We start from the raw sequence: 2,580 nt of genomic DNA on the forward strand, positions 1-2,580 counted from the left end.
GGCATATCATCGAAATGAAAACCCACAGCGAAAAAAGTTTTAAATCGTTGGAAAAAGACGGCGTACAAAAAAGCAAACCGCAGCACTTTACCCAGATGCAAGTGTATATGCACCTGCAGCAAATCGACCGGGCTTATTATATTGCCGTCAATAAAAATACCGATGCACTGTATGGAGAGCGAGTTAAATACGACAAATCCTATGCTGAAAACACGTTAGCTAAAGCCGCCCGGATTATTGTCAGTGACCAACCCTTGGAAAAATTAAATGATGATCCCAGCTGGTACGAGTGCAAACTTTGCGATCATCATGCTATTTGTCATGGTGAGCAAGTCCCTGCCGTTAATTGCCGAACTTGTTTACATGCATCAGCGGTCGATCATGGCCAATGGCATTGTGCACGCTTTAATTTAGTGATCCCCGAACATAATCAACGCGTTGGCTGTCAGGCCCATTTATTTATTCCCGATTTAATTAAGAGCTTTGCGGAAGTGATGGACAGTGGCGAATACTGGATTCGTTATCGCCTGAAAAAAACCGGTGAATGCTTTATCACGGGTGAAACGTCCGAGCAGTTTAAAAGCAATGAATTACGCGCAATCGAAGATAAAACCTTATTAACCGACACCCATATTCAAACCTTACGCACGACGTTTAATGCTCAACTCGTGAATAACGCGGCCTAATAAAAATTAATTTAACTCATCAAAAGGAGTCTGTCATGGATTCAACGATTAACTCATTAAGTCAAAAAGAACCACCTTGTGTTGCTTGGCAAGTTGAAGAAGAGGATGGTCAAGAAAAGGTGATATTTCATGTCAGTAAAGAAGGTGCATTAAACCTTGCCTGTGTCCGTTTTAAGTTCGATCCCCAATACACTGATCCACCAAAGCGAGTCTCTGCATTTGATCACTATGCTGAGTTGGGTTATGTCCCCGCCGCTGAGTTAATAATTAGAGGTTGGTGGTTACACTGTGTTAACTGCGACCAACCTCTCTATATTCATCGCCTAAAAAAGTCAAAACTTCGCGAGCTGGAATTTGATCGGGATAACGTGTGGTGTAGCCAGCGTTGTAGACGTAAATACGAAAGCCATATCAATCACTTTCAAGGATGAAACAATGAAATTACGCTGGTATCAGGATGAATCCTTAAGCGCTATTTATCAATATTGGCAGCAACAGCAAGGTAATCCATTGGTTTGTGTGCCCACTGGGGGCGGTAAGTCGGTGATTATTGCTGAATTTATTCGCCGGGTGATGCAGTTTCCTAACCAACGGGTACTTATGCTCAGCCATGTCAAAGAGATCCTGGAACAGAATTACGCGAAACTAAATCAACTCTGGCCCACCTGTCCCTCGGGTATTTATTCGGCCAGTTTAAGGCGGAAAGATCACCAGGCGGATGTGTTATTTGCCGGTATTCAATCGGTGTATAACAAGGCGTTTGATTTAGGGCCCTTTAATATCATCATCGTCGATGAGTGCCATTTAATTAATGCCGGTAAAGACGACAGTATGTACACCCGCTTTTTAAATGATGCGAAATTAATGAATCCCTTGGTGAAATTAGTCGGTTTTACCGCCACGCCCTATCGCATGAAAACCGGGTTATTAACCGAGGGGGAAGGTGCATTATTTAATGAGGTGGTGTACAACGTTGATATTCAAAAGCTCATTGATCAAGGCTTTTTATCCCCGTTAATTTCACAACCTGGCACCGAGCAAATTGATTTAACCAATGTCAGTATTCGCCAAGGTGAGTTTGTCACCCGAGATTTAGAGAAAGCGTTAAATGCCCAGGACCTTACCCGCAAAGCGTTAAAAGAAATCAGTGAGTGGGGACAGGACCGTAAAGCCTGGTTAATTTTTGGTGTCTCGGTGAATCACTGTTTGCAGATTATTACCATGCTCAAAGACCATGGTATACAGGCCGAGTGTGTGCATGGTCAGACGCCTATTGGTTTACGCTCTCAATTAATTGAAGACTATAAACAAGGCCATATTCGTTGTTTAGTCAGTCAGGGCGTGTTAACCACCGGCTTTGATGCACCACGCACCGATTTAATTGCCATTTTACGCGCTATTCATTCTCCAGGTTTGTATGTGCAGATCCTGGGTCGAGGCTTACGTATTTCACCCGAGACGGATAAGACCGATTGCCTGGTGTTGGATTATGGTGACAACATCGAGCGACATGGACCGATTGATAATATTCAGCCACCTAAGTCTAAATCCCGTAAAAATGGCGAGTCTGGTGAAGCACCTACCAAACAATGCCCCAAGTGTGAGTCACTGTTACAAGCTATTTTGCGGGAATGTCCTAGCTGTGGACATGCCTTTCCGGCGAGTGAATCTCTACCTCATAACGATCAAGTGTCCAAAGGGGCTTTATTAAAATCACAAATTAAACCGGTGTGGCTCAGTGTTACTGATGTGTCGTACACCATTCACCGTAAATTAAATGCCCCACCGTCGTTAAAAGTCACGTATCGCTGTGGTTTTGAGTTTGTGAATGAATGGGTGTGCTTTGAACATAAAGGTTATGCCAAGGCGAAAGCGGCAAAATGGTGGTTTAAAC

3 protein-coding genes are annotated in these 2,580 nt (G+C 43.6%); all 3 read left to right on the forward strand.

Going from position 1 to position 2,580, the window contains the following annotated elements; translation table 11 throughout:
- Positions 1-686: hypothetical protein (locus tag KHS79_RS25715; protein ID WP_212723016.1), on the forward strand; the 686-nt coding region annotated here is incomplete at its 5' end.
- Between the two features lie 35 nt (positions 687-721).
- Positions 722-1,117, forward strand: coding sequence for a hypothetical protein (locus KHS79_RS25720; protein WP_212723017.1), 396 nt, complete (start codon positions 722-724; stop codon positions 1,115-1,117).
- Positions 1,118-1,121: 4 nt separating this feature from the next.
- The coding region (locus KHS79_RS25725; RefSeq protein ID WP_212723018.1) for a DEAD/DEAH box helicase at positions 1,122-2,580 on the forward strand (1,459 nt) is incomplete at its 3' end.

It is taken from the genome of Zooshikella ganghwensis (genome assembly GCF_018263875.1).
GTDB lineage: Bacteria > Pseudomonadota > Gammaproteobacteria > Pseudomonadales > Zooshikellaceae > Zooshikella > Zooshikella ganghwensis.